At 62.2% G+C, this 23,049-nt stretch carries 22 protein-coding genes, 1 tRNA gene and 3 pseudogenes; 16 read left to right on the top strand and 10 right to left on the bottom strand.

The window, feature by feature from the left end; translation table 11 throughout:
* Positions 1-120 precede the first annotated feature (120 nt).
* Both MHI61_RS13545 and MHI61_RS13540 read right to left on the bottom strand, forming a co-directional pair.
* Positions 121-1,006 (bottom strand): annotated as a pseudogene (locus MHI61_RS13545) (universal stress protein).
* Between the two features lie 154 nt (positions 1,007-1,160).
* Positions 1,161-1,544, bottom strand: coding sequence for a hypothetical protein (locus tag MHI61_RS13540; protein WP_239792390.1), 384 nt, complete (start codon positions 1,542-1,544; stop codon positions 1,161-1,163).
* A gap of 105 nt (positions 1,545-1,649) precedes the next feature.
* Between MHI61_RS13540 and MHI61_RS13535 the strand changes: the two are divergent.
* The 7 genes and pseudogenes from MHI61_RS13535 to hflX form a co-directional block, all read left to right on the top strand.
* A pseudogene (locus tag MHI61_RS13535) lies at positions 1,650-1,862 on the top strand (helix-turn-helix domain-containing protein); the annotation flags it as partial.
* A gap of 575 nt (positions 1,863-2,437) precedes the next feature.
* Positions 2,438-3,427, top strand: a complete 990-nt coding sequence (locus tag MHI61_RS13530; protein WP_239792389.1) for an aldo/keto reductase — start codon at positions 2,438-2,440, stop codon at positions 3,425-3,427.
* A gap of 221 nt (positions 3,428-3,648) precedes the next feature.
* On the top strand, positions 3,649-5,919 hold the full coding sequence (locus tag MHI61_RS13525; RefSeq protein ID WP_239792388.1) for a PAS domain-containing sensor histidine kinase: 2,271 nt from the start codon (positions 3,649-3,651) through the stop codon (positions 5,917-5,919).
* Positions 5,909-7,273: a sigma-54 dependent transcriptional regulator gene (locus tag MHI61_RS13520; protein ID WP_064683635.1), complete on the top strand. Its 1,365-nt coding sequence runs from the start codon at positions 5,909-5,911 to the stop codon at positions 7,271-7,273. The genes MHI61_RS13525 and MHI61_RS13520 overlap by 11 nt, the downstream gene beginning before the upstream one ends.
* A gap of 115 nt (positions 7,274-7,388) precedes the next feature.
* Entirely contained in the window at positions 7,389-8,252 is an 864-nt protein-coding gene (locus MHI61_RS13515; RefSeq protein ID WP_239792387.1) for a D-amino-acid transaminase, read from the top strand.
* A gap of 111 nt (positions 8,253-8,363) precedes the next feature.
* Positions 8,364-8,606, top strand: coding sequence for an RNA chaperone Hfq (gene hfq / locus MHI61_RS13510; RefSeq protein WP_003539403.1), 243 nt, complete (start codon positions 8,364-8,366; stop codon positions 8,604-8,606).
* 77 nt (positions 8,607-8,683) lie between these two features.
* Entirely contained in the window at positions 8,684-10,009 is a 1,326-nt protein-coding gene (gene hflX / locus MHI61_RS13505; RefSeq protein WP_239792386.1) for a GTPase HflX, read from the top strand.
* Positions 10,010-10,292: 283 nt separating this feature from the next.
* Here hflX and mazG read toward each other — a convergent pair whose 3' ends face one another.
* On the bottom strand, positions 10,293-11,132 hold the full coding sequence (gene mazG / locus MHI61_RS13500) for a nucleoside triphosphate pyrophosphohydrolase (protein WP_239792385.1): 840 nt from the start codon (positions 11,130-11,132) through the stop codon (positions 10,293-10,295).
* Positions 11,133-11,152: 20 nt separating this feature from the next.
* Positions 11,153-11,740: a nucleoside deaminase gene (locus MHI61_RS13495; RefSeq protein WP_239792384.1), complete on the bottom strand. Its 588-nt coding sequence runs from the start codon at positions 11,738-11,740 to the stop codon at positions 11,153-11,155.
* Here MHI61_RS13495 and MHI61_RS13490 point away from each other — a divergent pair.
* Genes MHI61_RS13490 through MHI61_RS13465 form a run of 6 tightly spaced genes read left to right on the top strand, consistent with a single transcriptional unit; the run spans position 11,724 to position 17,213 of the window.
* Positions 11,724-12,023 (top strand): hypothetical protein, encoded by a 300-nt coding sequence (locus MHI61_RS13490; RefSeq protein ID WP_239792383.1) that lies wholly within the window; start codon positions 11,724-11,726, stop codon positions 12,021-12,023. The two genes, MHI61_RS13495 and MHI61_RS13490, sit on opposite strands and share 17 nt — an antisense overlap.
* Positions 12,007-13,443, top strand: coding sequence for a siroheme synthase CysG (gene cysG / locus MHI61_RS13485; protein WP_239792382.1), 1,437 nt, complete (start codon positions 12,007-12,009; stop codon positions 13,441-13,443). The genes MHI61_RS13490 and cysG overlap by 17 nt, the downstream gene beginning before the upstream one ends.
* Before the next feature lie 2 nt (positions 13,444-13,445).
* Complete coding sequence (locus MHI61_RS13480) at positions 13,446-13,760, top strand: DUF2849 domain-containing protein (protein ID WP_038688777.1); 315 nt, start codon at positions 13,446-13,448, stop codon at positions 13,758-13,760.
* Between the two features lie 8 nt (positions 13,761-13,768).
* The gene (locus tag MHI61_RS13475) at positions 13,769-15,439 is read left to right on the top strand and encodes a nitrite/sulfite reductase (protein WP_239792381.1); all 1,671 of its coding nucleotides are present in this window, start codon (positions 13,769-13,771) and stop codon (positions 15,437-15,439) included.
* A gap of 10 nt (positions 15,440-15,449) precedes the next feature.
* Entirely contained in the window at positions 15,450-15,962 is a 513-nt protein-coding gene (locus MHI61_RS13470) for a DUF934 domain-containing protein (protein ID WP_239792380.1), read from the top strand.
* A gap of 39 nt (positions 15,963-16,001) precedes the next feature.
* Positions 16,002-17,213 carry a UbiH/UbiF family hydroxylase gene (locus MHI61_RS13465; RefSeq protein ID WP_239792379.1) on the top strand — a complete coding sequence of 404 codons (1,212 nt, stop codon included), beginning with the start codon at positions 16,002-16,004 and terminating at the stop codon, positions 17,211-17,213.
* On the opposite strand, the gene MHI61_RS13460 is transcribed toward MHI61_RS13465, so the two are convergent.
* Together MHI61_RS13460 and MHI61_RS13455 are read right to left on the bottom strand one after the other, a co-directional pair.
* Positions 17,181-18,143 (bottom strand): AEC family transporter, encoded by a 963-nt coding sequence (locus MHI61_RS13460; protein ID WP_239792378.1) that lies wholly within the window; start codon positions 18,141-18,143, stop codon positions 17,181-17,183. The two genes, MHI61_RS13465 and MHI61_RS13460, sit on opposite strands and share 33 nt — an antisense overlap.
* 47 nt (positions 18,144-18,190) lie before the next feature.
* Positions 18,191-18,940: a cytochrome c biogenesis CcdA family protein gene (locus tag MHI61_RS13455; protein WP_239792377.1), complete on the bottom strand. Its 750-nt coding sequence runs from the start codon at positions 18,938-18,940 to the stop codon at positions 18,191-18,193.
* A 211-nt stretch (positions 18,941-19,151) separates the two neighbouring features.
* On the opposite strand from MHI61_RS13455, the gene MHI61_RS13450 reads away from it, so the two are divergent.
* The 3 genes and pseudogenes from MHI61_RS13450 (at position 19,152) to MHI61_RS13440 (ending at position 20,576) form a co-directional block, all read left to right on the top strand.
* Positions 19,152-19,227, top strand: a tRNA-Lys gene (locus MHI61_RS13450).
* A 127-nt stretch (positions 19,228-19,354) separates the two neighbouring features.
* Positions 19,355-19,884 (top strand): annotated as a pseudogene (locus MHI61_RS13445) (hypothetical protein).
* Between the two features lie 146 nt (positions 19,885-20,030).
* Positions 20,031-20,576, top strand: coding sequence for a hypothetical protein (locus MHI61_RS13440; RefSeq protein WP_239792376.1), 546 nt, complete (start codon positions 20,031-20,033; stop codon positions 20,574-20,576).
* Between the two features lie 12 nt (positions 20,577-20,588).
* Here the strand turns inward: MHI61_RS13440 and MHI61_RS13435 are convergent, their stop codons facing one another.
* The 4 genes from MHI61_RS13435 to MHI61_RS13420 all read right to left on the bottom strand — a co-directional run bounded on the left by MHI61_RS13435 (position 20,589) and on the right by MHI61_RS13420 (position 22,897).
* Complete coding sequence (locus MHI61_RS13435; RefSeq protein WP_239792375.1) at positions 20,589-20,900, bottom strand: RNA polymerase subunit sigma-70; 312 nt, start codon at positions 20,898-20,900, stop codon at positions 20,589-20,591.
* 374 nt (positions 20,901-21,274) lie between these two features.
* Positions 21,275-21,472: a hypothetical protein gene (locus MHI61_RS13430; RefSeq protein ID WP_239792374.1), complete on the bottom strand. Its 198-nt coding sequence runs from the start codon at positions 21,470-21,472 to the stop codon at positions 21,275-21,277.
* Between the two features lie 16 nt (positions 21,473-21,488).
* Positions 21,489-22,514, bottom strand: a complete 1,026-nt coding sequence (locus MHI61_RS13425; RefSeq protein ID WP_239792373.1) for a phage major capsid protein — start codon at positions 22,512-22,514, stop codon at positions 21,489-21,491.
* Positions 22,515-22,594: 80 nt separating this feature from the next.
* Entirely contained in the window at positions 22,595-22,897 is a 303-nt protein-coding gene (locus MHI61_RS13420; protein WP_239792372.1) for a hypothetical protein, read from the bottom strand.
* Between the last annotated feature and the right edge of the window lie 152 nt (positions 22,898-23,049).

Below are 23,049 nucleotides of genomic sequence, written 5' to 3'. Positions count from 1 at the left end.
GTGTCCAGGCTTCCTTGTCCGAAGAGCCAACTGCAGGATACTGTTTTAGCGTGGCGTCGCCGGCGGCTGTGACTCGGAAACGGGCGGAAGCAGGTCACAGACCCACGCGGGCAGTTCCCTTCAATGTGACATGAGCACCGGGAGCAGAGGCTTTTCCAAGACGCCATCGGTTGCTCCACCCAGAACGAAATCTCGCAATCTCGAGTGTCCAAATCCTCCCATGACCAGCATATCGGCGCTCAGTTCCAGTGCTGTTTGTTGAATGCTCTGACCGATCGATGACGACGTAAAGCGAGCGACCGTTGCGCTTGCATTGACGCCGCTCGAAACCAAAATCTCAGCGAGATGCGCCCCGGTTGTTTCCGGCAGCGGTTTTTCGCCCGTCAGGGATAGGACCGAAACCCGCTTGGCCTTGTGAATGAATGGGTTTGCATCGCTGACGGCCCGAGCTGCGGCTCGGCTTCCGTCCCAGGCGATGACCAGATGGTCGATTGGGCCTGCAAGGGTCTTGTTGGGAAAGATGACGGCCGGCCGGCCGGAGCCAAATAGGACCGCTTCGGCGACAATACGGGTGTCTGGAACGTCCGCGACACATTCGAGAATGGCCAAATCGAAGAAGCGTGCTTCCGTGGCTGCCGTCTCGTGCAATAGAGGCAAGGTGGTCTTGACCGTTCGGGAAGATAATTCAACCTTGGCGTTCGCTGCGAGGTTGGTCGCTGCTGCAATCAGCGTTTCGGCACGATCACGGCTCAGAAGTCTCGGCATGCTCGATCATCTTTGGAGTATCGAGCAGCAACGACGACCAGGCGTTGGGAATATGCGGAATCCCGACCCTTAGCGCGCAGGCGTGAAGACTTGCACCGTAGTGCCCAGCAAACGCTACAGCGTTCGAAATGATCAGTCCTGAACTTGAATCGGGATATGTTGATAGCGGGAGAAAATATTGTGCCGTCATGTCCTGCTCCATGTCTCGCGGACCGCCGCGATCGCAATGATCTATCTCCATTCGTCGCAAGTCGGCATTGATATAACGCAATTGCCGGCGCTCCGGTTTCTCTGGCCTCGGCACGGCGCCGCCGCGTAAGGCAAGCCCCGAAGGAGCTGCGCACCTGGAGTTGGTGGTAGCTGCTCACATGGGGTGGCAAATGCCGAGCTGCCGGTCACATGTTCTGCATAAACGCCTGCATTTCTTCAGGTGTGACTTTGCGGTCATCGTTTGCGTCGACCGCCTCGAAGACGCGTTTGTGGATTGCGGTCAACTCTTGGAAAGAAATTGCGCCGTCCCCATCAGTATCGGCGACGACGAACATGATCTTCATCATATGACCGCGCATTGGCCCCATCATGCGCATTCCTTCATTCATGTCCGATGACATCATGTTGCGGCCCATCATGCCGGGCATCATTTCCGATCCTTCGGCCGCGGGCTTAGCCTCCGAATGAGCCGAGTTTGGACTTTTCGTCTGGGCGGACGCGATGCCCATGGCACCGGCGGCACCGAGCAACGCCAGCAGAGCGATAGTTGGCAGTCTGAACATGGACATTCTGCATCTCCTCTTTGAGCCATTATCCTCCATGACTATGGAGCTGCTCTTAGGGATACGATGAATACCGGGTTCAAGCGTTGCATTGGATCAAACTGCCTGTGCTACTTCGCAGGCTTCGGGGACAATCTGCCGCCGCCCGGCCTCTATGACCGCGTGCTGACCGAGATGGAATATCCGCTGATTCTCGCTGCGCTCACAGCAACGCGCGGCAATCAGATCAAGGCGGCCGATCTTCTCGGCCTCAACCGCAACACGTTGCGCAAGAAAATCAGGGAATTGGGCGTCTCTGTTTATCGAAGCTCCCGCACCGCCTGAAAGAGGCGGTGAGCCCCTCGTTGGCCCACCGCCTCCTCCTCCCAGTATCCGCCGCCACGGTCGGGAACAGAGTAAATCTATCCGAGCCGGATCGCGGTTTGTATCTGCGCCCGCAAACAAAAGCGCAGTGTCATTCGATGGTCACATAGTATTTGTGAGCTATTGTTTGCCGCCGGCCGAATGTCATTGAAGTTGCTGAGGTCGTCGCCGCCGCTCCTGTGGATAGGCTGTGGATAACAGGTGGATGACATGGGCCGATCGACCGGCCGTGACCTCCTCAATTTCGCTTCCATGTTGCCTATCTGTTCCGAATCTCTTCATCTGCTGTTGCTGCTGTCGATTTCCGCCGCAACTGTCCTCGACCGCATGCCATGGGCGCCCCGACTTAAGTAGCGGAGCGCCCTTTTTCTTTACGAGCGGGGCTGACGCGAGCTGCGACATCGTGTTTCATGCCGGTCGATTTGGTGGGGGCCAAGCCTCGCATATCTTTGTTCATGCCATAGATTACGCGCATCGCTCGTGCGACGTCGACGCCGGTTGCCCCGCACATGTTCATAACGTCTGGGAGCTGCATGATGGAATATCGTCGTTTGGGAAAGTCGGGCCTGAAGGTGAGCGAGTTCTCGTTCGGCACATGGGTTACCTTCGGCAAGCAGGTGAACGGCGGTGACGCCGTCGACCTCATGCGGCTTGCTTATGATAACGGGGTGAACTTCTTCGACAATGCCGAAGGATACGAAAGTGGCAAGTCCGAGCACGTCATGGGCGAGGCGCTGAGGTCGCTCGGCTGGAGTCGCGATAGTTTCGTCGTCTCGAGCAAGGTTTTCTGGGGAGGCCAGAAGCCGACGCAGCGCGGCCTGTCACGCAAGCATGTGACCGACGCCTGCCATGCGGCACTCAAGCGGCTTCAGGTCGATTATCTCGACCTCTACTTCTGCCATCGTCCTGACATTGACACGCCGATCGAGGAAACGGTTCGGGCGATGCACGATCTGGTCGCCCAGGGCAAGGTGCTCTATTGGGGGACGTCCGAATGGTCGGCGCAGCAGCTGACCGAAGCCTACGCCGTGGCTCGGGACCTGCGCATCACGCCGCCGACCATGGAGCAGCCGCAGTACAACATCTTCGAGCGCCAGAAGGTCGAATCCGATTATCTGCCGCTCTATGACCTTATCGGCCTCGGCACCACCATCTGGTCGCCGCTCGCCTCGGGCGTTCTGACCGGCAAATACAATAACGGCGTGCCGGCCGACAGCCGCATGAACCTGCCGGGCTATGAATGGCTGAAGGAGAAGTGGTCGAGCGACGCGGGCCGCGCCCAGCTCCAACAGGTCGGCCAGCTCGCAAAACTCGCCGACGAGATCGGCCTGTCGATCACCCATCTCGCCCTTCTGTGGTGCCTCGCCAATCCGAACGTCTCCACCGTCATTCTCGGCGCCTCACGCGCTAGCCAGCTGCAGGACAACCTCGCGGCCCTCTCGCACCGGCACAAGATGACACCTGAGGTGATAGAGCGGATCGATGCGATTGCCGGAAACAAGCCGGAAGGTCCACGTCGATTCTGACGCGTGTCGCGCAAAAGTGTCTGAGGGCGGGGCTCCGCCGGAGCTTGACAACGTGACAAGGCGCGTTGCATTTTCGCCACAATGCGTTGCTTAAAGGTCACGCAAGGGTTTTGGACATTTCGCTCCCGATCGAGTCGTTCCGACGCTGGCTTTCTTGAGCCGGCGTTGTTTGGTTTCGATCGGCGGGCAGGGCGGCAGAGTGCCGTCCGAAGAGAGGCCGAATGACGCAGGATGGGGTAGCGCCGGCGGCGGCGGGCGAGGCGGTGACGACGGTGACCGATCGCCGCGCCCTTTTCGCCGTGCCCGGCCTCGTGCTCGCCGGCGGCGCGCTTCTTTGCGCCACGATCACGCTTTTCGTGCTGCTCGGTCTGACGCCAATTGCGCCGACATCGCATGTCGTCATCACCTCGGTCATCGTCAATTCCTTCTTCGTGCTGACGCTGCTGGCGCTGATCGGCCGCGAGGTGGCAAGGCTGCTCAAGGCGCGCACACGTGGTCGCGCGGCCGCACGCCTGCATATCCGCATCGTCGTGCTCTTCTCGATCGTCGCGATCACGCCGGCGATCCTCGTCGCCATCTTCGCCAGTATTACGCTGAATGCCGGCCTCGACCGCTGGTTTGCGCTGCGCACCCAGTCGATCGTCAGCTCGTCGCGCAATATCGGCCAGGCCTACATGATGGAGAACGCCAGCTACCTGCAGGGGCAGACGGTTTCCATGGCCAACGACCTGGAGCGCAACCGCGCCCTCTACAGCCTCGACCGGACGGGCTTTGCCGAGTTGATGACGCGCCAGGCGAGGGGCCGCGGCCTGCTCGGCGCCTTCCTGGTCGAAAGCGACGGTTCGGTGGTCGTCCAGGCCGATATCACCACGGAAAAACCGTTGCCGGCCATTCCGCAGGACGCGCTGCAAAAGGCGGCGGCGGGCCAGCCGACGCTGATCCCGCCCGGCGTCACCAACCTTGTCGGCGCCATCATCAAGCTCGATGCCATCCAGGGCACCTTCCTCTATACGGTGCGCGCGGTCGATCCCAAGGTCATGGGCGCCATGCGCATGATGGAGGAGAACGCCACCGAATACCGCTCGATGGAGGCCAATCGTTTCTCGCTGCAGGTCGCCTTCGCGGTTCTCTACATCGGCTTCGCGCTGATCGTGCTCTTGGCAGCGATCTGGACGGCGATTGCCGTCGCCGATCGCATCGTCCGGCCGATCCGGCTGCTGATCACCGCGGCCGACAGCGTCGCCTCGGGCAATATGGATATCGTCGTGCCGGTGCATGCCGTCGATGGCGACGTCGCCAATCTGTCGCGCACCTTCAACAAGATGATCTCGGAAATCCGCACCCAGCGTGATGAAATCCTCGAGGCCAAGGACGAGGTCGACGACCGCCGCCGCTTCATCGAGGCGGTGCTGTCTGGTGTTACCGCCGCCGTCATCGGCGTCGAACAGGACCGCCGCATCGCCATCGTCAACAGCTCGGCCGAAACGCTGATGTCGCTGTCGGCCGAGGCGATGCTCGGCAAGCAGCTGGCCGATATCGCCCCCGAGGTCGATCAGGTGCTGACCGAGGCGGCGGTGCGCCACCGCGGCGATTTCCGCAAGCAGATCGCGCTGGTGCGCGGCGGCACGGTAAGGACGCTGAGCGTCCAGGTCACCCGCGAGGAAGTGCGCGACATGAGCGAATCCTACGTGATCACGCTCGACGACATCACCGACCTCGTCATCGCCCAGCGCTCGACCGCCTGGGGCGACGTGGCACGGCGCATCGCCCATGAGATCAAGAACCCGCTGACGCCGATCCAGCTGTCGGCCGAGCGCATCCAGCGCCGCTACGGCAAGCAGATCGACCAGGACGACCGGGCCGTGTTCGACCAGTGCACCGATACGATCATCCGCCAGGTCGGCGATATCGGCCGCATGGTCGACGAATTCTCCGCCTTTGCCCGCATGCCGAAGCCGACCAAGGAGCCGAGCGACCTGCGCGATATCCTGCGCGACGCGATCTTCCTGCGCGAGATGGGCAACCACCATGTCACCTTCGAGCGGGATTTCGGCGACCAGCCGCTGGAGGGCCTGTTCGACAGCCGCATGCTCGGCCAGGCCTTCGGAAATCTCATCAAGAATGCCGTGGAGGCGATCGAGGCGGTTCCGAGCGACGAGCGCGACGAGCGCAAGATCCTCGTCCGGGCCGCCCTCGATACGGGCCGCGACCGCTTCACCGTCGACGTGATCGACAATGGCCGCGGCCTGCCGGTGGAGAACCGCCACAGCATTCTGGAACCCTATATGACGATGCGCGAGAAGGGCACCGGCCTTGGCCTCGCCATCGTCAAGAAGATCATCGAGGAACATGGCGGGCAGCTGGAGCTGCACGATGCGCCCGCCGATTTTGACCGGGGAAGAGGGGCCATGATCCGCGTGCATCTGCCACGCCGGGATCCGACGCCTGCCGCTCCCGCACCCAATGACAAGGAAAGCGTTTATGGCCTCTGATATTCTCGTCGTCGATGACGAGCACGATATTCGCGAGATCGTTTCCGGCATTCTCTCGGACGAGGGACACGAAACGCGCACGGCCCATGACAGCGACAGCGCGCTGGCGGCGATCTCCGACCGCGTGCCTCGGCTGATCTTCCTCGATATCTGGATGCAGGGCAGCAAGCTCGACGGCCTGTCGCTGCTCGACGAGATCAAGACCCGCCATCCCGATTTGCCGGTCGTGATGATCTCGGGCCATGGCAACATCGAGACCGCCGTCTCGGCGATCAAGCGCGGTGCTTTCGATTTCATCGAAAAGCCGTTCAAGGCCGACCGGCTGATCCTGATTGCCGAACGGGCGCTGGAAAATTCCAAGCTGAAGCGCGAGGTTTCCGAGCTGAAGCGGCGCACCGGCGACGCCCTGGAACTGATCGGCACCTCGGTCGCCGTCTCGCAGCTGCGCCAGACGATCGAGAAGGTGTCGCCGACCAACAGCCGCATCATGATCCTCGGCGCCTCCGGCTCCGGCAAGGAGCTGGTGGCGCGGATGATCCACAAGAAGTCGGCGCGCGCCAACGGCCCCTTCGTCGCCCTGAACGCCGCCAACATCACGCCCGATCGCATGGAAGTGGCGCTGTTCGGCACCGAGGGCACGCCCGGTCAGGCGCGCAAGATCGGCGCGCTCGAGGAAGCCCATCGCGGTATCCTCTATCTCGACGAGGTCGGCGAGATGCCGCGCGAGACGCAGAACAAGATCCTGCGCGTGCTGGTCGATCAGCAGTTCGAGCGCGTCGGCGGCTCCAAGCGCGTCAAGGTCGACGTCCGCATCATCTCTTCGACCGCCTATAATCTCGAAAGCCGCATCGCCGAGGGCTGGTTCCGCGAAGATCTCTACCATCGCCTCGCCGTCGTGCCGGTGCGTGTGCCGGCGCTTGCCGAGCGGCGCGAGGATATTCCTTTTCTCGTCGACCAGCTGATGCGCCAGATTTCCGAACAGGCCGGCATTCGCCCGCGCCGCATCGGCGACGACGCCATGGCCGTGCTGCAGGCGCATGACTGGCCGGGCAATATCCGCCAGCTGCGCAACAATATCGAGCGGCTGATGATTCTCGCCCGCACCGACGGGCCGGACGCGCCGATCACCGCCGACATGCTGCCGACCGATCTCGGTGACATGCTGCCCAAGGTTTCGGCCAAGAACGACTATCACATCATGACGCTGCCGCTGCGCGAAGCCCGCGAGATGTTCGAGAAGGATTACCTGATCGCCCAGATCAACCGCTTCGGCGGCAATATCTCGCGCACCGCCGAATTCGTCGGCATGGAGCGTTCGGCGCTGCACCGCAAGCTAAAGTCGCTCGGCGTCTAGAGCATGATGCCGAAAAGTGTCAGCGGTTTTCGGGCAACGTCATGCTCCACTTTTTGATCTACTAGGCGCAGCCGCGCCGTATCCCTTTATCGCCTCCCGGAACACCAGGTTTCCCATGCCGAGAATTGCCTATGTGAACGGCCGTTACGTCAAGCATTCTGATGCAAGCGTCCATATCGAGGACCGCGGCTATCAGTTCGCCGACGGGGTCTACGAGGTGTGCGAGGTTCGCCACGGCTATATCGTCGACCTCACGCGCCATCTGAACCGTCTCGACCGGTCGCTTGGTGAGCTCCGCATCGCCTGGCCGATGAGCCGGGCTGCGCTGACGCAGGTCATTCGCGAGACCTTGCGCCGCAACCATGTCCGCAACGGGCTTTTCTACCTGCAGGTGACGCGCGGCGTCGCGCGCCGCGATCATGTCTTCCCGGTGGAGGGCACGCCGCCGTCGCTTGTCATCACCGCCAAGAGCACCGATCCCAAGATCATCGCCGCCAAGAATGCCAACGGCATCAAGGCGATCACCGTTGCCGACAACCGCTGGGACCGCGTCGACATCAAGTCCGTCGGCCTGCTGCCGAACGCCATGGCCCGTCAGCAGGCCAAGGAAGCCGGCGCCCAGGAGGCGATCTATGTCGATGCCGACGGCATGGTGAAAGAAGGGGCGGCGACCAATGTCTGGATCGTTGATTCCGAGGGAATCCTGGTGACGCGGCCGGCCGAACACGGCATCTTGCGCGGCATTACCCGCACCACCTTGATCGACGTCGCAGACCGGCTGGGGATTGAGATCACCGAACGGAATTTCTCCGTTTCAGAAATGCTCGCAGCCCGCGAGGTTTTCTTGACGGCAGCCACAAGTATTTGTTTTCCGGTGGTTTCCGTCGATGGCCAGGCCATTGCCAACGGCCATCCCGGCAGCGTCTCGCAGAAAGTCCGCGAAGCCTTTTTCGACGTTGCGGAAAAGATTGCGATTTGATACCAAGATTTGCTGGACAGGTGGAATGAGGGTGCCGCCGGTCTTGCATGGTGAGGTTGATTGATATTCTACCGGCCAACTCAGGTCGGCAATAAAGAAAGAAGCGGCGCGATGGCGGAACGTTCTCAGAATTTGCAGGACTTATTTCTCAATACTGTTCGCAAGCAAAAGATTTCCCTGACAATCTTTTTGATCAACGGCGTGAAACTCACGGGCGTTGTTACCTCTTTCGACAATTTCTGTGTTCTTCTTCGCCGTGACGGCCATTCGCAGCTGGTGTATAAGCATGCGATCTCGACAATCATGCCGGGTCAGCCGATGCAGATGTTCGAGAGTGAAGAAGCCGCGTCCTAACAGGATCAGCCGTCATTTCGACACGCGATACCAAGAACGATTCGATCATCCCTGAGGCCGCCAAGCACAGGGACGATATGCGCGCGACTGTCGTGGTGCCGGTTCTGAAATCGCGCAGCCGTGGCGGCCAGACCGAATCGGCCTCGACCCGCACGCCGGAAAGCCGGCTGGAAGAGGCGACCGGCCTTGCCCAGGCGATCGACCTCGATGTCGTCAACGGCCAGGTCGTCCCGGTTAACGATCCGAGACCAGCGACGCTGCTCGGCACCGGCAAGATCGAGGAGATCAAGGCGCTGCTCGACGAGCGCGATTCCGGTCTCGTCATCGTCGATCATCCGCTGACCCCGGTGCAGCAGCGCAATCTCGAAAAGGAATGGAACGCCAAGGTCATCGACCGGACGGGCCTCATCCTCGAAATCTTCGGCCGCCGCGCCTCCACCAAGGAGGGCACGCTGCAGGTCGATTTGGCGCATCTCAATTATCAAAAGGGCCGGCTGGTCCGCAGCTGGACCCACCTTGAGCGCCAGCGCGGCGGCGGCGGTTTCATGGGCGGCCCCGGCGAAACCCAGATCGAAGCCGACCGGCGGCTCTTGCAGGACCGCATCATCAAGCTCGAACGCGAGCTGGAGCAGGTCGTGCGCACCCGCCAGCTCCACCGCGCCAAGCGCCGCAAGGTGCCGCATCCGATCGTGGCGCTCGTCGGCTATACCAATGCCGGCAAGTCGACGCTGTTCAACCGCATCACCGGCGCCGGCGTGTTGGCCGAAGACATGCTCTTTGCGACGCTCGACCCGACGCTTCGCCGCATGAAGCTACCGCATGGGCGAACCGTCATCCTGTCCGACACCGTCGGCTTCATCTCCGACCTGCCGACCCATCTCGTCGCCGCCTTCCGGGCGACGCTGGAAGAGGTGCTGGAAGCCGATCTCATCCTGCATGTCCGCGACATGTCAGATCCCGACAACCAGGCGCAGAGCTCCGACGTGATGCGCATCCTCGGCGATCTCGGCATCGACGAGGCCGAAGCCGGCAAGCGGCTGATCGAAGTCTGGAACAAGATCGACCGGCTGGAACCCGAGGTCCACGACGCCATGGTGCAGAAGGCTGCCGGCGCCAGCAACGTCGTGGCGGTCTCGGCCGTCAGCGGCGAGGGCGTCGATACGCTGATGGACGAGATCAGCCGCCGGCTCTCCGGTGTGATGACCGAAACCACCATCCGCCTTCCCGTCGACAAGCTCGCGTTGCTTCCCTGGCTCTACGATCACGCAATCGTCAACGGCCGCGAGGACAATGAGGACGGCTCGATCACGCTCGACCTGCGCCTCTCCGAAACCGAAGCCGCCGAACTCGAACGGCGCATCGGCAATGGGCCGAAGGCTTCGAAGGAAGATTGGGAGCGGTAGAGCACTCCCTTCTCCCCAGCGGGGTCCGAAGGACGGGGCGAGACCTGTGGCTCGACCCCGGTTGGTGGCCCGAAGGTCGGATGAGGGCGCATGGCACGCCATTATTGCTCTTCGCTCGCGCTCAGGGTGAGCTATCTCCAGCGACTTTCGCCCCACCCTCCGTCATGCTCGGCCTTGAGCCGAGCATCCACGCCGCATCCGCCAGCCGTCGTGGCATGGGTCCTCGGCTCAAGACCGAGGACGACGGAGGGCGGGGTTGGCTTCTCGCCAAACTCGGCCGGACCTACTCAGCCACGAGCGCTCTTTCGATCGCCTTCGCCGCCTGCCAGATTTCTTCCATGCGTTCGAGAGTAGCCGCTTCCAGCGTTTCGCCTTCTGCATCAAGAACCTGCTCGATATGATTGAATCGACGACGAAACTTCGTATTGGTTCCGCGTAAGGCCTGTTCCGGATCGGTCTTGACATGCCGGCCGATATTGACGACGGCGAAGATCAGGTCGCCGAGTTCGTCGCTGACCTTCGCCCGGTCGCCGTCCCGGAGCGCCGTCCGCAATTCGCCGATCTCTTCCTCGATCTTGTCGAGGATGGGCTCCGGCGCCGACCAGTCGAATCCGACCTTGGCGGCGCGTTCCTGCAGCTTCAGCGCTTCCGTCAGAGCCGGGAAACTGCGTTGCACGGAGCCAAGGAACCCGCCCTTGAAATCCTCGGTAATCCCCCGCCTCGACCGGCGCTCGGCGCGTTCGCGCTTTTCCGCCTGCTTGATCTCGTCCCACTGGATCTTCACCGCGTCGGGTGTATCCGCTTCCGAGCGCGCAAAGACATGCGGGTGGCGGCGGATCATCTTGGTGGTGATGGCATTGACCACGTCGCCGAAGGAGAACTCTCCGGCTTCTTCGGCCATGCGGGCATGGAAGACCACCTGCAGCAGCAGGTCACCCAGCTCGTCGCAGAGATCGTCCATATCGCCGCGCTCGATCGCGTCGGAGACCTCATAGGCCTCCTCGATCGTATAGGGCTTGATCGTCTGAAAATTCTGCTCGATGTCCCAGGGGCAGCCGGTCTCGGGATGGCGCAATGCTGCCATGATCTCGATCAGCCGCGAAATGTCTTTTGAAGGTTCCATGGTGCCTCGGTTCAGCATCCTCAATTGAGGGGAATATCGTTGGCGCTCTTTGACGATTGGTAGCTGGTGGAAAGCGCGTCGTAGCGCGCCTTGATACGGATGGTCTGCGCCTTCAGCGCCTCTCTCAGTTGCTCGTCTTCGGTCTCGACGAGATCGGCGATGGCAAAGCTGTTCCAGAAGGCGTTCTGCCTGTGATAACCGCCGGGTTCAAGGCCGAAGACCTCCTTCAGGATCTTCAGGTCGTGCGGAATGGCGAAGGCGTCGCGGGAATCCTCGTGGCTGAAGAAATAATAAAAATTGTCGAAGCCCGCCCAGGTGATCGCCGACATGCACATGGTGCAGGGTTCGTGCGTCGACAGGAAGATCAGATCCTTGGTCGCCGGCTTGTCGCCAAGTTCGTAGAAGCGCTTCATCGTATGCACCTCGCCGTGCCAGAGCGGATTCTCCAATTCGTTATTGGTCTCGGCGACGACGAGCGACAGATCGGATTTGCGCAGGATCGCCGCGCCGAACACCTTGTTGCCAAGCGAAACGCCGTGTTCGGTGAGCGGCAGGATATCGTCCTCGATTACCGAAAGCAGGCGGGCAGCGATGGTCTTGTCAGGCATTGGCGTCTCCGGTTTTCCCCAGTCTATCGCCTTGGTGGCGCGAGCGAAATGCGCCAAACGCCGATGGACGCCGTTTATCACAGGCTTTATACTGCACCGCAACAAAGAGAGTGGGAACAGGTGGTTTTCGTCGGCACGGTTGACTTTTCTCAAATCGCCGGTGGCGCGAGCAAAAGAATACGCGCTTGCTGGGGCTTTCGAATTTCTGTTCCTTCAATCCCTTGTCGATCACGGGCATATTCTGGCAACTTCGAAGTGGATTGATGATGTCTCCCAAGACTGAGCAGCTTTCGGTATTTCCAGCCTTCTTTCGCGTGGAGGGCCAGAAAACGGCTGTCTTCGGCAATGGCGACGAAGCCTTCGCCAAGGTGCGGCTGCTGCTCAACACGCGGGCGCGGATTATCGCCTATGCCGAGCGGCCGGAAGCCGATTATCAGGCCTTCCTGATCGCCAACCGCATCGAAACCGTGCGTGGCCGTTTTTCCGCCGAGCAGGTCGAGGGGGCGGCCCTCGTCTTCGCCGCAACCGGCAATGAAGCCGATGACCGCGAAATCGTCGATGCCGCCCGCGCCGCAAGCATTCCGGCCAATGCCGTCGATCAGCCCGATTATTGCGATTTCTTCACGCCGGCGCTGGTCAATCGTGCCCCCGTTGCCGTCGCGATCGGCACTGAAGGGGCGGGGCCGGTTCTGGCGCAGATGATCCGAGCCCAGATCGATCAGCTTCTTTCTCCATCGCTTGGGCGTCTGGCTGCGCTGGCGACGAGCTACCGCAAGGCCGTCGATCAACTGATCCCCCGTGGCGTTTCCCGCCGGGTTTTCTGGCGCCGCTTCTTTTCCGGCGCCGTTGCCGATGCGGTCGCCAACGGCAACCTGCCGCAGGCCCGCCAGGCAGCCGACCGGCTGCTGGGGTCTATGGACAGGGTCGCAGGCCATGTCTGGCTGGTCGGCGCCGGTCCGGGTGCCGAAGACCTGCTGACGCTACGCGCACAGCGCGTGATGATGGAAGCCGACGTCATCATATTTGACGCGCTCGTGCCGCAGGCAATCGTCGATATGGGCCGGCGCGATGCCGAGCGGCTGTCGGTCGGCAAGCGCAAGGGCTGCCATTCGAAATCGCAGGAGGAGATCAACGAGCTGCTGGTCGAGCTCGGCCGTCAGGGGAAACGTGTCGTTCGGCTCAAATCCGGCGACCCGCTGGTCTATGGCCGGGCAGGCGAAGAGATGGCGGCGCTGCGCGCTGCCGGCATCACCTATGAGGTCGTGCCCGGCATCACCTCGGCTTTCGCCGCCGCTGCCGATTTCGAGCTGCCGCTGACACTGCGCGGCGTCGCCTCCTCGCTTGTTTTCACCACGGGCCATGATCTGACGGGCGATGTGCTGCCCGATTGGGCGAGCCTTGCTGTCTCCGGCGCGACGATCGCCGTCTATATGGGCCGCACGGTTGCCGCCTCCGTCGCCGAGCGGCTGATGCAGGCCGGCATTCCCGCCGAAACGACAGTCGCCGTCATCGAAAACGCCAGCCGCGCGGAGCGCCGCCTGCTGCATGGCACGCTTGCCGACCTGCCCGATCTGCAGCACCGCGACGAGCTGACCGGACCGGTCATGGTCATCATCGGCGATGCGGTCGCCGGCGCCAATTTCGAACTGTCCGAGCCGCTGGTGCGTGCGAACGCCCGGCTCGAGGAACTTGCAAGGAGCTGAATATGGTAGACAAGGTTCTGACGGCCAACCGGCTGACGGACGGCATTGCCGTCTGGCTGGATGCGAACGGGAAATGGTCCACCTCGCTGCAGGAGGCGCTTGTCGCCCGTCACAACGAAGCCGTCGAAGCGCTGGAAGCGATCGGCAAGAAATCCTATGCCGACAACGAAGTCGTTGACGTCGCCGTCGTCGACGTTCAGGAAACCAACGGCATTCTCTGGCCGCTTCGCCTTCGCGAGCGCATCCGCGCGCAAGGGCCGACCATGGAATATGCTCCGGGCTACGCTCCCGCCGATCCCGAATTCATTGCAGTCTGAGGAAGACGATGTACCGTTACGACGAATTTGATCATGCCTTTGTCAGCGAGCGCGTCGAGCAGTTCCGCGACCAGGTTCAGCGCCGCCTTTCCGGCGAGCTTGCCGAGGATGCGTTCAAGCCGCTGCGCCTGATGAACGGCGTCTACCTGCAGCTTCATGCCTATATGCTGCGCATCGCCATTCCCTATGGAACGCTGAGCGCGCGCCAGCTGCGCATGCTCGCCCATATCGCCCGCACCTATGACCGCGGCTACGGCCACTTCACCACGCGCCAAAACCTGCAGTTCAACTGGCCGAAGCTGTCGGAAATCCCCGATGCGCTGGCCGACCTCGCAAGCGTCGAGATGCATGCGCTGCAAACCTCCGGCAATTGCATCCGAAACGTGACCGCCGATCACTTCGCGGGTGCGGCCGCCGACGAGGTTGCCGATCCGCGTCCCTATGCCGAAATCCTGCGCCAGTGGTCGTCGGTCCATCCGGAATTCTCTTTCCTGCCGCGCAAGTTCAAGATCGCCGTCACCGGCGCAGAGCGCGACCGCGCCGCCATCCAGGTCCATGACATCGGTCTGCACCTGAAGAAGAACGACAAGGGCGAGATCGGTTTTGCCGTCTATGTCGGCGGCGGCCAGGGCCGTACGCCGATGATCGCCAAGCTCATCCGCGACTTCCTGCCCGAGGAGGATCTGCTCTCCTACACCACGGCGATCGTGCGCGTGTACAACTTGCACGGCCGCCGCGACAACAAATACAAGGCACGCATCAAGATCCTGGTGCACGAAACCGGCACCGAGGAGCTGACGCGCCAGGTGGAGGCCGAATTCGCGGCGCTCAAGAATAGCGAACTGAAGCTGCCGGAACAGGATGTCGAGGCGATCGCCGCCTATTTCGCGCTGCCTGATCTGCCGCAGCGCGCCGAGGGCTGGGAAAACCTCGCCCGCTGGAAGAAGGCCGATCCGGCTTTCGCCCGCTGGGTCCAGCAGAATGTGCAGCCGCACAAGAACCCCGATTACGGCATGGTGACGATTTCGCTGAAACCGATCGGCGGCATTCCGGGCGACGCCACCGACGCACAGATGGATGCGATCGCCGATCTCGCCGAGGAATATGCATTCGACGAAATCCGCGTCAGCCATGAGCAGAATCTGATCCTGCCGCATGTGGCGCTGGCCGATCTCGAAACTGTCTATCGCGGCCTCGTCGCCATCGATCTCGCTGAAGCCAATGCCGGCCTGATCACCGATATCATTGCCTGTCCGGGGTTGGACTACTGCGCGCTCGCCAATGCGCGCTCCATTCCGGTCGCGCAGGAAATCTCCCGCCGCTTCGGCAATCCCGAACGCCAGGCCGAGATCGGCGAACTGAAGATCAAGATCTCCGGCTGCATCAATGCCTGTGGCCATCACCATGTCGGCCATATCGGCCTGCTCGGGGTGGAGAAGAAGGGTGCCGAACTCTATCAGATCACGCTCGGCGGCTCCGGCGACGAACATACCTCGATCGGCGAAATTATCGGCCGCGGCTTCGAGCCGGATCGGGTGACCGACGCGATCGAGACGATCGTCGACACCTATCTCGGCCTGCGCCTCGATCCGACCGAAACCTTCCTAGCCGCCTACCGCCGTGTCGGGCCGCAGCCCTTCAAGACTGCGCTCTACGGCTCGGCCGCCGAAGCGGCATAAGGAGGGGATGATGACGAAGATCTGGAGAGAAACCGGTTTTGTCGAGAACGATCCCTGGGTGATCGAGACCGACGAGGTGAAGGCGAGTGGCGAGCAGAAGCCGGTGCTCGGCCTCGACGAGCTGATCGCCAAGGCCGACGAAAGCAATGAGGTCGGCCTCGGCGTGCTGATCAAGCCGGCTGACGACGTGCGCCGGCTGGAACCTTATCTCTCTCGCCTCGACATCATCGCCGTCGCCTTCCCGGCCTTCAACGACGGCCGTGCCTTCAGCCATGCCTCGCTGCTGCGCCAGCGCCTGGGCTACACCAACGAGCTGCGCGCCGTCGGCGACGTGCTGATCGATCAGGTCCCGCTGATGCTGCGCGTCGGCATCGACAGTTTCTCGGTCAGCAACGCCACGGCACTGAAGCGGCTTTCCGAAAACCGTCTTCCCGCCATTCCCCATCATTATCAGCCGGCGGTGCGTGACGCCGAAGCCGGCAAGGGCTATAGTTGGCGCCGTCAGGCGAAGCCGGCCGCATAAGCGACCGATCCGCCGTTTTATGATGAGCGGAACGGTAGCATGAAGACATTCGAAGTGGCGGTGATCGGTGGCGGGCTCGCCGGCATGATCGCCGCAATCGCGCTCGCGCGCGGCGGCCGCAGCGTGGCGCTGGTAGCACCCGTTGCTGCGAGGGAAGACAGGCGCACCACGGCGCTGATGGATCAATCCATCCGCTTCCTCGACCGTCTGACGCTCTGGGACAAGCTGCGTTCGGCGGCAGCACCGCTGACCAGCATGCGCATCATCGACGGCACCGACCGGCTGCTGCGTGCGCCGACCACGACCTTCCGCGCTGCCGAGGTCGGTCTCGATGCCTTCGGCTATAATTTCCCCAACAAGGCGCTGACCGACATCCTTGAAGCGGCCACGGCCGGCGAGGGCAATATCAGCCGCTTCACCGATATGGCCGAATCGATCGAGATCTCTGCCGAGAGAGTGTCGATCACGCTTGCCGGCGGCGAGACCTTCGCGGCCGATTTTGCCGTCGGCGCCGACGGCCGCGGCTCGAAGCTGCGCGAAACATCAGGGATCGGTGTGCGCAACTGGTCCTATCCGCAATCGGCCATGGTGCTGAATTTTGCCCATTCCCTGCCGCACCAGAACATCTCGAGCGAATTCCACACCAAACACGGCCCCTTCACCCAGGTGCCGCTGCCGGGAAGCCGCTCGAGCCTCGTCTGGGTGCAGGATCCCACGGAGGCGGCCGCCCGCATGGAATTGCCGCTGGCCGAACTCGGCCGCCTTGTCGAGGCGCAGATGCAGTCCATGCTCGGCAAGGTCGATGTGGAGGAGGGCGTCCAGCTCTGGCCGCTGTCCGGCATGATGGCCCATCGTTTCGGCAAGGGGCGCATCGCGCTGATCGGCGAGGCCGCCCACGTCTTCCCGCCGATCGGGGCGCAGGGGCTGAACCTCAGCCTGCGCGATATCATGGCGCTCGTCGACATCCTCTGCGACAGGGCCGAATTGCCGGTGCCGGCCGATGCCGGCGACAGCTTCGACCGCAAACGCCGCGCCGACATCATGACGCGCACCGCCAGTGTCGATCTTCTCAACCGCTCGCTGCTCTCCGATTTCCTGCCGGTGCAGATGCTGCGGGCCGCCGGCCTGCATATCCTCTCGGCCATTCCGCCGCTGCGCAACCTCGTCATGCGCGAGGGCATCGAGCCCGGCCGCGGCTTCCGCGACATTCCGGATTCCCTAAAGGAAAAGCTGAAGCGAAAGAAGGCCTGAGCGGATCGCGATCAGCCAGAGCGAAACGCTCGCCACCGAAAGCACGGTCGTGATCAGGATCGTCGCCGAGGCGCGCTCCTGCCACACCCCATATTGCTGGCCGATGACGAAGACGTTGGCCGCCGTCGGCAGCGAGGCGAGCAGCACGGCGGCCTGGATCCAGACCGGCTCGAAACCGCCGACAGCAGTCAGCGCGATGAAAACCGCGATGGGGTGCAGGATCAGCTTGGCCGGTACGATATAGGAGATCTCGGCCGGAATCCGCTTGAGCGGCCGCAGAGCCAAGGTCACGCCCATGGCAAAGAGGGCGCAGGGCGCGGCCGCCTGGGCGAGGTAATCGACCAGGCGCTGAAACCCCAGCGGCTGGTCGATGTGGAGGGCGGCCACGGCAAAGCCTGCCGCCGTCGACAGGATGAAGGGATGCAGCGCCACCTTCCGGGCGATATCGGCTGCAAGCCGGCCGGGCGAACGCTTGTCGTCGCCGGCCGCCGCCATCAGCGCCGGCGCGACGATGAAATGCAGCGCATTCTCGAAGCAGATGATCAGCGCCACCGGCACGGCCGCAGCTTCGCCGAGCGCCAGCAGCGCCAGGCCAGGCCCCATATAGCCGATATTGCCATAGGCGCCGGCAAAGGACTGGATGGTGCAGTCATCAAGCGCATTGCCGCGCACGAACCGGCCGATGGCAAAGAGCAGAATGAAAACCGCATAGGTCGCGGCAATATCGGTGACGATGAAATCGACCCGCGTCAGCTCTTCGATCGGCGTGCGCGAGACGAGCTTGAAGAACAAAGCGGGCAGGGCGGCATAGATGATGAAGGTGTTCAGCCAGCCGAGCGCTTCCGCCGGCTGCTTCGTCGCCTTGGCGGCGGCATAACCGATCAGGATCAGGCCGAAGAACGGCAGGAGCAGGCTGACGATATCGGCCAAGAGGGTTTCCAGTGCGCGGGAATGATCGGCGGGTAGGGAAGACCGGTTTAGCCGATTTGCATCAGGATCGGAAAGGTCTGCTGGAACCAGATCGCCACATCGCTGACCCACCCGAACAGGAAGGCGAGGCCGGTGAGGATGAGGAAGGCGCCCATCACCTTTTCCACCGTGCCGAGATGGCGGCGGAAGCGCGACAGGAAGCGCATGAAGGCGCCGGAAAAGCCGGCGGCGATCCAGAAGGGAATCGCAAGGCCCAGCGAATAGATGGCCAGCAGCCCGGCGCCGGAGCCGACCGTCTCGCGGGAGGCGGCGACGCCAAGAATCGCGCCGAGCACCGGACCGATGCAGGGCGTCCAGCCGAAGGCGAAGGCAAGGCCCATGACATAGGCGCCCGTCAAGGTCGCCGGCTTGCCGCCGCCTTGGAAGCGCGCCTCGCGGGCGAGCAGCCCGATTCGGAACAGGCCGAGGAAATTCAGCCCCATGACAATGATGATCAGCCCGCCGATCTTGGAGAGCAGGTCGAGATGCTGGCGCAGCGCCATGCCGATGCTGGACGCGCCGGCACCGAGCGCCACGAAGACGGTGGCAAAGCCGAGCGTGAAGAGCAGCGCCGAGAACAGCACACCACGCCTGGTATCGGGCGCCACCGCAACCGCCGAGCCGCCGCGGAACTGCTCGACTGATATGCCGGCCATATAGCAGAGATAGGGCGGAACGAGGGGAAGCACGCAGGGCGAAAGAAAGGAAAGCGCCCCGGCTATCAAAGCGCTCCACAGGGAAATATCGGCAATCGACACGCATTCTCTCCGGCTGCAATCTGCGTCCTGTTCCTAGCTTTGCGAGGCCGCGATTGCCAATCACCTTTTTGCGCTTGGCGCCGATGTGTCGTTACATGCGCAAGAAATGTGCCGATCACAGGAAAAAGCCGAATTTTTCGGTTGACCGCAATGGGTCGCCTGCCTATGTTCCGCCCACTTCCAGCCGGGGTGCTTCACACCTGTGGAAAGGGAGAGCGTAGCTCAGCCGGTAGAGCAACTGACTTTTAATCAGTAGGTCTCGGGTTCGAACCCCGACGCTCTCACCAAAAACATCCAATAAGAACAAATACATACTGTTTCGAACACAGAGCGGACGCTCCGGTGAATCGGCCTGGGGAAAATCTGGGGGAAAATTGGCTTTCGGCTTTCCCCGGAGTTTGTCATTCTTCCCCCATGCCTGCTCCGTCGAAAAGAACGCCGTCCTCCGATCCGCATCGCTCCTTGCGGGCGGTGACGATCGCGAATCCGTACTTCTCTCCGGCGCATGACGGTGAGGCGGGCAACCCTCGAACCATTCCGGCGATCGTCAACATCAAGGAAAGCGCCATCACCATGCTGGCCTCACGCGGCCGGATCGACGCCGCTCAGCTTGCCGCTGCAACGAGATTCCGCGCCTTGTGGGAAGCGATGTGCCGGAGCACGCGGGCGATCGATTACGGCCGGGAGCCGGTAGATGGCGGCGGTCATGCGGACCCGATCGGTCACCGCCAGATGCACGCGGCAGAGGAGCTTCGTCGGATTCGACCTCTGCTGGGCGAGAGGGGCTATTGGCTGGTCTCCCGGATTTGTGGTGAGGGCTATTCCCTCGGTGAAATCGTCGGCGCAGGTAGCAGCAAGAGAGCGAAGCTCAGAGCCGCCCGCGACCTCCGCGAATTCCTCGATCTGCTCTGTGAAAATTCTGGAACCTGTCCACCCGCCGTTGATGCACCGCTTTGCCGCCTGCGGAGCCCGACAGCGCTGTCGCGGCGTAGCCGGGGAAAGTATAGCGTTTCGTGTCCAGAGCCCCGAGAAGTGACGTTACATTTACGGTTCCCATGCGAAAGTTGAGCATGTTAATGGGGGAGCCGCGATGGCCACACAATTCCAGTCGGCTGCTCGGCGCAGCTATTGGTTCAGCATCCTTTTCAGCAGCCTTGTCGATTTCGTAGTCGCATTCATTATCGCGCTGTTCTTCGATAATACGGCCGGCCAAGCTTTCATCGTGGCGCTGATCGCAATCGCGGTGTTGTACATTTTCCAGCTGCTCTACGCGCTGCTCGGCGTAATCAAGGTTGCGATCTTGTTCTACTGGTTCGACAAGAAGAAGCGGGTCCAAGCGACGGTGGATGAGATGATCGCGCGGAGGATGCCGAAGCCGGTGCGCTTCTATGCCGATGCCAGCGAGTATCTGCTGAGTGTTGTTAAATCGGACACAGCTAACAATGACGCGAAACTATATGCCGGCGCAGCGCTTGGCAGCATCGACACCTTACGGGCCACCAACCATAGCTATCAGCTGATCAATCTGGGTTTGGTTTTGGAGGAGGCGATCAAGGAATATGGACGCCTTGTTGGTTTCGTCTGGGAGGATGGTTCGGATATCGCGCCTGAAGACTTGGCCGAAATCGAACGTTAAACGCAAGTTCTGTCAGCCGCATGGCGGCGGGGCATAACGGGACCACCCGAATCGGCATCGAAGCAAGTAGATGATCGCCCGCAACGCAATATCGTCATCGCCAGCGGCAAGGCGGAGGAGGTGGTCGATCAGGGCGGCTTCGAGCTTCGCGGCACCGACGTTGAGCTCCCGGCGATAGCGCTTCCGCAGCGTCTTCGGGGAGACCTCAAGGACGCGGCAGATTTGGCGTTGCGAGATGCCTTCAGAGGCGAGCATCTGGACGAGACGGCGGTCGGTGAGGCCGGGGTTGTGCGGGGGTCTGCCGGGGGTGCGCTGGAGTTTCATAAGTAGGGGGAAAAACCTTCTCGAAATTCTGCCGGCGAGAAAAAAATCTGCGGATGAGGGTGCACGCGGGTCTTCTGGCCGGCCGATTTTTTGGCTTTGGCCACCCCCCGGCGTCTTCGCTGAGGGCTCACAGATGACGCGCATGGGCGACATTTGCCTGCACCGCGATCAACCACTCTGCCGCCTGAGCATCCGCCACCCTAGTGTCCTCCAGGCTGGCAGCAGGTCTAGAAAGGTGGCCTCATTAATCTCCATCGGAAGCGAGACAGACCAGACAAGCGTCAGATCGTCGTCGGCCGACCAAGCGTAAAAGCAAACGCGTCTGCCGCCCTCGACAAGCTCAGGATCGATCTGCTCGATGTCATTGACCGCTATCATGTTGCCGCCCCCGATCGGGCCGCGATGCGAACAATCGGCTTGGCCTTTGTCGCGCCGGCCTGAGCCTCCAAAAGCAGGATGCGGCTCTCCAGCGCGTCGAGCCGGGCGATTACCGGAGACATGTTCCGTTCCATGTAATCTTTCACGATGCCGACGATTTCCGCGCCGAATGCCTTGCCGTCGAAAGTGCTCATCTGCATGATCCTCCAATCAACCCGACACTACCGGGGGCCATTCCACGCCGGTTAGGACGGCGATCGCGTCGGCGGTGCCGGCAGCGACGCCGAACAAGGCGGATAGTTTGATCCCGACGCTGTTCGTCTGCCAGAGCGAGACCACGGGCGTTGCCGTGGGAGTGGCGGCGTCCATGGTCGGTTCGTCGCTCATCTCAAGCGTCGCGAAGCGCGAGATATCTACCCCGAGGCTCTCGACATCGGCGAGGATGCGGTCACCGTCGAGCAGCGCGAGCGTGCCGGCGGCGAGGCCGGGCGAGACGGCCAGGGGCAAGCCCAAAAATTCGCTTACGCCTTCCGGGCTCGCCGTGCCGCGAGGGTCGTTGAGCAGTGCAATCGAATTTCCGACATTGGGCGCGGCGACCCAGCAGAGCCTGCCTTCGCCGGTGTTCACGCTGTCCATAATTTGCTTCAGGTCGCTCACATGATCGGCCGTGGCCGCAAAGGTCGGTGTGGCGGAGGTGATGAGCGTGCTGAAGAAGCCGACATCTAGCGCCTTGGCGACCGCGCGGCGGAGCTGCCTGCTCAAAAACGCCTGGGCGGCGGCCGAGGCGTTCTCAACGACCTCCCGGCTCACCACCACGACCGCGTCGGCCTGTTGCGGCCGCAGCGCATCGCCGTTTAGCGTCATCCGCGAGACCGGCCGGGCTTCACCTTTTCCGGTCACCGCGCCGACCGCGCCTTCCGCCACCGCGCCGACCCTGGAATGCAACGGCGCACGTGTCAAAATTCCTTGGTCCAGGAGTGCCCCGAACGCCGACCTGCCGCCGAGACTTTGAAGGAAGGCGCTTGATGCGGCGGCCATATCGGCGAGTTGCCCGGCCCAAGACGGATCGCCCAGGCTCCCGGCGGCGACCGCCGCTTTCAAAATCCTTTGGGCTGGTGCCGGCATTCGAAGGCGGTCTGCTATGTCGCCGGGCGGCTCGCCCGTCCGCTCGCAGACGGCCAAGGCTCTGACGAGGGCTAAGATTGTGCCGGCATGCTCAGCGTGCGGGTTCTGCATGATGATCGAACTCCTTGACGTTTGAGCCAAGGGTGCAGGAGCAAACGCTCATCGAAAAGAGCCTGAAACGCTCGAAACGCTCACAGGCTACTGTCCCCGGTGTGACGGTGGAGGCGCGGGACCGAGACCAGAAGGCGACCGCCGCGCTTAAAGCCGATGGAATGGTCCTTCACCCATCGCCGGATCGTCGGTTTGGAAACGCCGGCCCGTTGAGCGGCGGTCCCGGCATCAATCAGATTTTCGCTAGCGAAGTCGTCGTCGGAGGCGTCCCGCTCCTGCATCGGCTCGCCGGCCATATCAGCCCGCAGCGCAACCAGCCCGTCGAGGTGCCGCCGTGCGGCCTCGATCAGCTGATCGATCTGGCTGATCGCGTCATCAGTCATCTCGTCCGCTTCCTTGCGGGTCACCTTCTAGTTGCCGGTGACAAAAGTGACAAAACCCTATCTCTCCCGAAAATGTCACCGGCTCTTCTAGAAGCGGTGACAAAAGTGACAGAACCTTGGAATAGGAAAATGTCACCGCCCCCTTGTTGCCT

The organism is Rhizobium sp. K102 (genome assembly GCF_022385315.1).
GTDB classification, from domain to species: Bacteria; Pseudomonadota; Alphaproteobacteria; order Rhizobiales; family Rhizobiaceae; genus Rhizobium; species Rhizobium croatiense.
This window is presented reverse-complemented; position numbering and strand designations above follow the sequence as displayed.

Coding starts and splice junctions, on each gene's coding strand:
- MHI61_RS13540 (WP_239792390.1), bottom strand. CDS start 1,544: ATGTCCATGTTCAGACTGCCAACTATCGCTCTGCTGGCGTTGCTCGGT.
- MHI61_RS13530 (WP_239792389.1), top strand. CDS start 2,438: ATGGAATATCGTCGTTTGGGAAAGTCGGGCCTGAAGGTGAGCGAGTTC.
- MHI61_RS13525 (WP_239792388.1), top strand. CDS start 3,649: ATGACGCAGGATGGGGTAGCGCCGGCGGCGGCGGGCGAGGCGGTGACG.
- MHI61_RS13520 (WP_064683635.1), top strand. CDS start 5,909: ATGGCCTCTGATATTCTCGTCGTCGATGACGAGCACGATATTCGCGAG.
- MHI61_RS13515 (WP_239792387.1), top strand. CDS start 7,389: ATGCCGAGAATTGCCTATGTGAACGGCCGTTACGTCAAGCATTCTGAT.
- hfq (WP_003539403.1), top strand. CDS start 8,364: ATGGCGGAACGTTCTCAGAATTTGCAGGACTTATTTCTCAATACTGTT.
- hflX (WP_239792386.1), top strand. CDS start 8,684: ATGCGCGCGACTGTCGTGGTGCCGGTTCTGAAATCGCGCAGCCGTGGC.
- mazG (WP_239792385.1), bottom strand. CDS start 11,132: ATGGAACCTTCAAAAGACATTTCGCGGCTGATCGAGATCATGGCAGCA.
- MHI61_RS13490 (WP_239792383.1), top strand. CDS start 11,724: ATGGTCTTGTCAGGCATTGGCGTCTCCGGTTTTCCCCAGTCTATCGCC.
- MHI61_RS13495 (WP_239792384.1), bottom strand. CDS start 11,740: ATGCCTGACAAGACCATCGCTGCCCGCCTGCTTTCGGTAATCGAGGAC.
- cysG (WP_239792382.1), top strand. CDS start 12,007: ATGTCTCCCAAGACTGAGCAGCTTTCGGTATTTCCAGCCTTCTTTCGC.
- MHI61_RS13480 (WP_038688777.1), top strand. CDS start 13,446: ATGGTAGACAAGGTTCTGACGGCCAACCGGCTGACGGACGGCATTGCC.
- MHI61_RS13475 (WP_239792381.1), top strand. CDS start 13,769: ATGTACCGTTACGACGAATTTGATCATGCCTTTGTCAGCGAGCGCGTC.
- MHI61_RS13470 (WP_239792380.1), top strand. CDS start 15,450: ATGACGAAGATCTGGAGAGAAACCGGTTTTGTCGAGAACGATCCCTGG.
- MHI61_RS13465 (WP_239792379.1), top strand. CDS start 16,002: ATGAAGACATTCGAAGTGGCGGTGATCGGTGGCGGGCTCGCCGGCATG.
- MHI61_RS13440 (WP_239792376.1), top strand. CDS start 20,031: ATGGCCACACAATTCCAGTCGGCTGCTCGGCGCAGCTATTGGTTCAGC.
- MHI61_RS13435 (WP_239792375.1), bottom strand. CDS start 20,900: ATGAAACTCCAGCGCACCCCCGGCAGACCCCCGCACAACCCCGGCCTC.
- MHI61_RS13430 (WP_239792374.1), bottom strand. CDS start 21,472: ATGAGCACTTTCGACGGCAAGGCATTCGGCGCGGAAATCGTCGGCATC.
- MHI61_RS13425 (WP_239792373.1), bottom strand. CDS start 22,514: ATGCAGAACCCGCACGCTGAGCATGCCGGCACAATCTTAGCCCTCGTC.
- MHI61_RS13420 (WP_239792372.1), bottom strand. CDS start 22,897: ATGACTGATGACGCGATCAGCCAGATCGATCAGCTGATCGAGGCCGCA.